This window comes from Citrobacter sp. CK198 (assembly GCF_030333295.1).
Classification (GTDB): domain Bacteria; phylum Pseudomonadota; class Gammaproteobacteria; order Enterobacterales; family Enterobacteriaceae; genus Citrobacter_B; species Citrobacter_B koseri.
On the sequence record NZ_JAOWGE010000026.1, the window covers coordinates 45,164 to 51,163 of the forward strand.

General features: G+C 51.5%; 4 protein-coding genes, 2 tRNA genes and 1 pseudogene. 3 read left to right on the forward strand and 4 right to left on the reverse strand.

Translation table 11 applies throughout. The annotated features are described in order from the left end of the window. Positions 1-397: 397 nt before the first annotated feature. The 4 genes from OGY62_RS05015 to OGY62_RS05030 form a co-directional block, all read right to left on the reverse strand. Complete coding sequence (locus tag OGY62_RS05015; protein WP_255874544.1) at positions 398-1,666, reverse strand: tyrosine-type recombinase/integrase; 1,269 nt, start codon at positions 1,664-1,666, stop codon at positions 398-400. A 161-nt stretch (positions 1,667-1,827) separates the two neighbouring features. Next, positions 1,828-1,903, reverse strand: a tRNA-Asn gene (locus OGY62_RS05020). 87 nt (positions 1,904-1,990) lie between these two features. Next, positions 1,991-3,481, reverse strand: coding sequence for an EmmdR/YeeO family multidrug/toxin efflux MATE transporter (locus tag OGY62_RS05025; RefSeq protein WP_286459257.1), 1,491 nt, complete (start codon positions 3,479-3,481; stop codon positions 1,991-1,993). A gap of 1 nt (position 3,482) precedes the next feature. Further along, positions 3,483-3,635 (reverse strand): DUF5951 family protein, encoded by a 153-nt coding sequence (locus tag OGY62_RS05030; RefSeq protein WP_153257545.1) that lies wholly within the window; start codon positions 3,633-3,635, stop codon positions 3,483-3,485. Between the two features lie 6 nt (positions 3,636-3,641). Here OGY62_RS05030 and OGY62_RS05035 point away from each other — a divergent pair. The 3 genes and pseudogenes from OGY62_RS05035 to tssI form a co-directional block, all read left to right on the forward strand. After that, a tRNA-Asn gene (locus tag OGY62_RS05035) sits at positions 3,642-3,717 on the forward strand. Positions 3,718-3,878: 161 nt separating this feature from the next. Further along, positions 3,879-4,808, forward strand: a pseudogene (locus tag OGY62_RS05040) (tyrosine-type recombinase/integrase); the annotation flags it as partial. Between the two features lie 234 nt (positions 4,809-5,042). After that, a partial coding sequence (gene tssI / locus OGY62_RS05045) for a type VI secretion system tip protein TssI/VgrG (RefSeq protein ID WP_286459260.1) occupies positions 5,043-6,000 on the forward strand: 958 nt, incomplete at its 3' end.

Below are 6,000 nucleotides of genomic sequence, written 5' to 3' on the forward strand. Positions count from 1 at the left end.
TATCTTGATTTTGTGATCCACTTCAGGACGGTCAATTACCTCGAAAAAGATCACTGGTACCTAATTCTTTGAGCAACGCATGGGGAAATTTCGTCGCCGGAGTTCCCTGTTTTATATATAAAAGTGAGGTGGGTAAGGTAATTAAGAGATGGGTATTTATTCTATTGATTAAATACCTCCCCAAGAGATTATTGGTTTTGAATATGAAAGTAAGAATAATGCGGAATCTAGGAGCTCAATCACTTTTATTGGTTCTATTAACGCAATTGGAAATAGCGTGTAGTAATCGCTTAACAGCTTTATACAGGCAGCGACGGGGCGGGATGATGGGGCTGACAAGCTATTAGAAATGAACAAAGCCGTACCAGGGTATGCTGATACAGCTTTTTGTTATGGGTCATGCCGCTTCGTTGTTTTTATCCCGTCCTGTGTTAAAAGGTGGTACGTATGCGACCCGGCATATATCAAGATAATCCGACCACCACTGCATCATCGCCTTGCGAGCTTCCAGATGCTCAGCCTTATGAATGTAAGCCAGGCGCACGGTGTTGCGCTCCTGGTGACTCATCTGGCGTTCCACTGCATCCTGCGACCATAGACCAGACTCCATCAGGGCACTGCATGCCATCGCCCGAAAGCCATGACCGCAGATGTCTTTTTTCGTGTCGAATCCCATCAGGCGCAGTGCTTTATTGACCGTGTTTTCACACATCGGCTTGTACGGGTTGTGGTCGCCGGGGAATACCAGTTCATAAACCCCGGATATTTCTTTAATCCGTTTCAAAATGGCGATGGCCTGTTCTGAGAGGGGCACGATATGAGCAGTGCGCATTTTGGCACCACGCCCGGAATAACGCACATCTGGAATGGGTTCTCGCGTCGCGGGTATTGTCCAGACCCGGTTTCTGAAATCAATCTCTGACCAGCGGGCAAAGCGCAGTTCACTGGAGCGGATGAACACATGCAGCGTCAGCAGGACGGCCAGCCGCGTCAGTTCACGGCCCTGATGATATGCCTCAATGCGTTCGAGCAGTTCAGGCAGCCGCTCCAGCGGTAGGGCGGGGTAATGCCGTCTGGAAGGAGGTGTTGTCACGCCGTCAAGGTTTGCGGCCGGATTGTTATCGATCAATCCCTGGTGGAGCGCATGGCGCATGATGTTACTGACGTGCTGCCGCGTGCGGGACGCGACTTCCAGCAGGCCTTTTTCTTCAATTCCTTTCAGCAAATTAATGAAATGACGGGGTTTAAGTTTGGTAACTGACAGATGTCCGATAACCGGAAAGACATGATTGTTCAGGCTTGCGAGCAGGCGGTCAGCGGTATTCTGCGACCATTTTTTATTGCTTTTATGCCAGGCCAGCGCCACGGTTTTAAACACCTTCTCAGTTGGGCAGGCACCGCGTTCTGCGGCCCGCTGCTTTACCGGGTTGATGTTCAGCGCCAGCATCTTACGGATACCTTCGCGCTGCTGGCGGGCATCAGACAGTGAGACGGCAGGATAGGCACCCAGTGCAATGCGGGATTCTTTACCGTTAATACGGTACTTGAGATACCAGTGCCGGGAACCGCCAGGTTTGACCAGCAGATACAGACCGTGGGAATCGGAGACTTTATAGGGTTTATCGATGGCTTTGAGAGTGCGAATCTTCGCGTCGGTAAGGGACATATGGGGGTCACTCCATTATCGAACTAACCTGACCCCAGATTTGACCACCAATTTTTCCCGATGCGGAGGGTAAAATCAAAATGCACCGGGAAGAGTTTTCACGCTAACCTGTTGAATCAAAATTAGATAAGGATTCGCAAGGATGTATGAAAGCAGGAAATTGGCTCCTCTGACTGGACTCGAACCAGTGACATACGGATTAACAGTCCGCCGTTCTACCGACTGAACTACAGAGGAATCGTGTGAACGGGGCGCATATTAACGACGCCCACGAGCATTGTCAAAGCCTGAATGCACAAACACGTTCGTTTGCCGAAATATTCTTCATTTCGTTGGAGATTCAGGCTGAACGGGCGATTTTATGCGCTCAGGACGCGGGTATTTCCATAGCCAACGACCGCTGACCATACGCCAGTAAAACAGTGCGGCGCGCACCGCCCAGTCAAAGAACATCCCCAGCCAGACCCCGACAACGCCCCAGCCAAGCACGATCCCCAACGTGTAACCCGCAACCACACGGCAGCCCCACATCCCCAGCATCGAAACCCACATTGCAAAACGTGCGTCCCGCGCCCCTTTAAACCCTGAGGGCAACACCCAGGACGCAGACCAAATCGGCATAAACGCCGCGTTCAGCCAAATCAGAACCACGACAACATCTTTTACATCCTGATCGTGGGTATAAAACGAGGCCATCAGTCCCGCAAACGGCGCGCTTAACCATGCAATCGCGGTCAGTCCAATGGTAGATAGCCAGAACACATGACGAAGCTGAATCTCTGCCTGGGAAATCTGACCATTCCCCAGCCGTCGGCCAGTGATGATTGTCGATGCAGAACCCAGCGCGTTTCCGGGCAGGTTGATCAGCGCGGCAATTGAAAAAGCGATGAAGTTACCGGCAATAACGCTGGTCCCCATCCCCGCCACAAACATCTGCGTTAACAATTTCCCACCGTTGAACAAAACAGATTCGATGCTCGCAGGGATACCAATCCCCATCACTTCCCAGATAATGGTGAAGTTCAGCGGCTTAAAATAGCTCTTCAACGTAATGCGCAATGCCGGGTTAAAACCAATCATCAACACCCAGATGATGGCGACGGCTCCGATATAGCGAGAGATGGTCAGCCCGAGTCCCGCCCCGACAAAACCCAACCCCTGCCAGGAAAAAACGCCATAAATCAGGACGCTGCTGATCATGATGTTAAGAATATTCATGCCGCCATTGATCAACAGCGGAATTTTGGTATTTCCGGCTCCACGCAATGCACCACTGCCAATCAGGGCGATGGCCGCAGCGGGATAGCTGATCACCGTCAGTTCCAGGTATGTCAGCGCCAGAGCCTTCACCTCGGAAGACGCCTCCCCGGCCACGACATCAATAATCTGTTCGCCAAAATAGTGAATAACCGCCGCCAGCACGATGGCAAAAAGCGTCATGATCACCAGTGACTGTCTCGCGGCGGCCCTGGCGCGACGACGATCGCGTTTTCCCAGGCTAAACGCCACAACCACGGTCGTCCCCAGATCGATAGCAGCAAAAAACGCCATAATGACCATGTTGAAGCTATCGGCAAGCCCTACCCCGGCCATCGCCTCTTTACCCAACCAACTGACCAGAAAGGTGCTCAGCACCCCCATTAGCAGTACGCAGGTATTTTCCAGAAAGATAGGCATGGCAAGCGGGGTGATTTCACGCCAGAAAAGAACCTTGTAACTCTTACGTTTGGCATACCAGGGCGTACGGGAGACGGCCTGGCGTAAGGCTGCGGAGACGTTCAAAGTGGACCTTAATGAAGAAAGTTGAAACCTCATTTCAAATAATGAGGGAGAATCCAAAAAGCTGCAAAGTTTTTTCCCTGTAAAATGTCTGCAATTGCAACAAACTGTTGAGAGAAGCAGCAATTGAACCGCCACCAGGGAAATGAGGTTTGACAAAAGATTTTTCGCCGCTAAGATAAGCCTCCACAACGATTCCTCTGTAGTTCAGTCGGTAGAACGGCGGACTGTTAATCCGTATGTCACTGGTTCGAGTCCAGTCAGAGGAGCCAGATTCTTGTTTCTATGCGTCTCAGCATGTCTCAATAGTGTTTTGATTCAGAGAGTTAGTATAGAAATCCTTCTCGATGCATATCTATTTATCTCTCCGCATCGGGAAAATTTGGTGGTCTGATTTGGGGTCATTTCAGTTCGATAATGGAGTGACCACCATATGTCCCTGTCCGACGCGAAAATCCGCAGTATCAAGCCTTCTGGTAAACCCTTTAAACTGACTGATTCACACGGTCTGTATCTGCTTGTCAATCCGGGCGGTTCACGCCTCTGGTATCTCAAATATTGCTTCAACCGAAAAGAATCCCGTATCGCATTAGGTGCCTGTCCGCAGGTTTCACTTTCCGACGCCCGCCAGCAGCGCGACGGTATCCGTAAGCTGCTGGCGCAGAATATCAATCCGCACACTGAAAAAGCCGCCGCGTCACCGGAAAAATGCTTTGAGGCCGTTGCGGTGGCATGGCACAAAACCAACAAAAAGTGGTCGGCTGACTATGCAGAGCGCATCCTTGCCAGTATGAAAAATCATATCTTTCCGGCAATCGGTCATCAGCCCGTTACCATGCTGAAAACGCAGCATTTCACGGCGTTACTGAAAGTTATCGAGGATAAAGGCTTTCTAGAAGTCGCGTCCCGTACCCGGCAGCAACTCTGCAACATCATGCGTTACGCCGTTCAGCAGGGACTGACTGAAAACAATCCGGCACTGCATCTGGAAGGCGTTACCGCGCCGCCGGTTAAAAATCATTATCCAGCCCTGCCGCTGGAGCGGTTGCCCGAATTGTTTGAACGCATTGGCGACTATCAGCAGGAACGGCAGCTTACGAGACTGGCGGTGGCGCTGACTCTGCATCTGTTTATCCGTTCCAGCGAACTGCGCTTTGCCCGCTGGAACGAGATAGATTTCAGACACAAAGTCTGGACCATCCCCGCCACACGGGAAACGATTGAGAAAGTCCGCTTCTCTGGTCGTGGCGCAAAAATGCGTACTCCACATATAGTGCCGCTTTCCCGACAGGCTATCGCCATTCTCAAGCAGATACACGAAATTTCCGGCCATCTGGAACTGGTGTTTCCCGGCGACGACAATCGGAAAGATAATGGTTTTGACATTATCAAATTATATTTATGATGGCGGACCGATTATCCACACGTATTAATTGATTGAAAAATATACATTAATTTACGACATTTTATTTGAATAGAGATCTTCGTCAAAAAATATCGATTAAAAAGCCTCTCTAATATTTCATGTTGCTTATTAGTCTACCGTTCCTGTTCTGGTATTCAATGGCAGTATTGTCACGTATAAGAAGGGAATTTTATGTCACTAAAAGGCCTGCGTTTTACGCTGGATGTGGACGGATTAACGCAGACGGCAACCGCTGTCGTCAGCTTCACTCTCCACCAGAGTCTCTCCACGCCCTTTTTACTCAGTGTCGATATTGCCAGCAGTCTGCCTGACCTCACCGCCGTCAGTTTCCTCGAAAAAAACGCCACCCTGACCATCTGGCTGGGTGATATCCCGCAGCGCCACCTTCACGGCATCATTACGGGCATGGAAACCGGGGAAAACAACAACTGGCAGATGAATTACACCCTGACCCTTTCTCCCCCGCTCTGGCGCTGTGGCCTGCGCCAGAACTTCCGCATCTTTCAGCAGCAGGATATTCAGGCCATTTCCGCCACCCTGCTCACTGAAAACGGCGTCACCGGATGGGTGCCTTCCTTTTATGAGCCTCACCCGGCGCGGGAGTTCTGCGTTCAGTATGGGGAAACCGACCTCGGCTTTCTCACCCGGCTGTGGGCTGAAGAGGGCATTTTCTTCTTTGACTGGTTCCACCCTGTGGGGCCGGAACAAAAACTGGTGCTCTGTGATGACGTCGCCGGTGTCTCCACCCTCGGCTCCCTGCCCTTTAACCCGAATACCCGCGAAATCTCCACGGAATGCATCAGCGAGTTCCACTACCGGGCGCAGGTGCGTCCTTCATCGGTGGAAAACCAGGATTACACCTTTAAAACACCCGGATGGCCCGGCTGGTTCAGCCACCAGGCCACGAACCTGAACGGCCAGCGCACGCAGTATGAAATCTTCGACTGGCCGGGACGCTTCAAGGACGAGCAGCACGGTCAGGCTTTCGCCCGCTACCAGGCTGAAGGCCACCGGCATGATGCTGAAACCGCAGCCTGTGTGAGCAACTCCCCGAAACTGTGGCCCGGAAAACGTTTCACCCTCACCGGCCACCCTTCATCCACACTGAACCGGGAGTGGCAGGTGACAG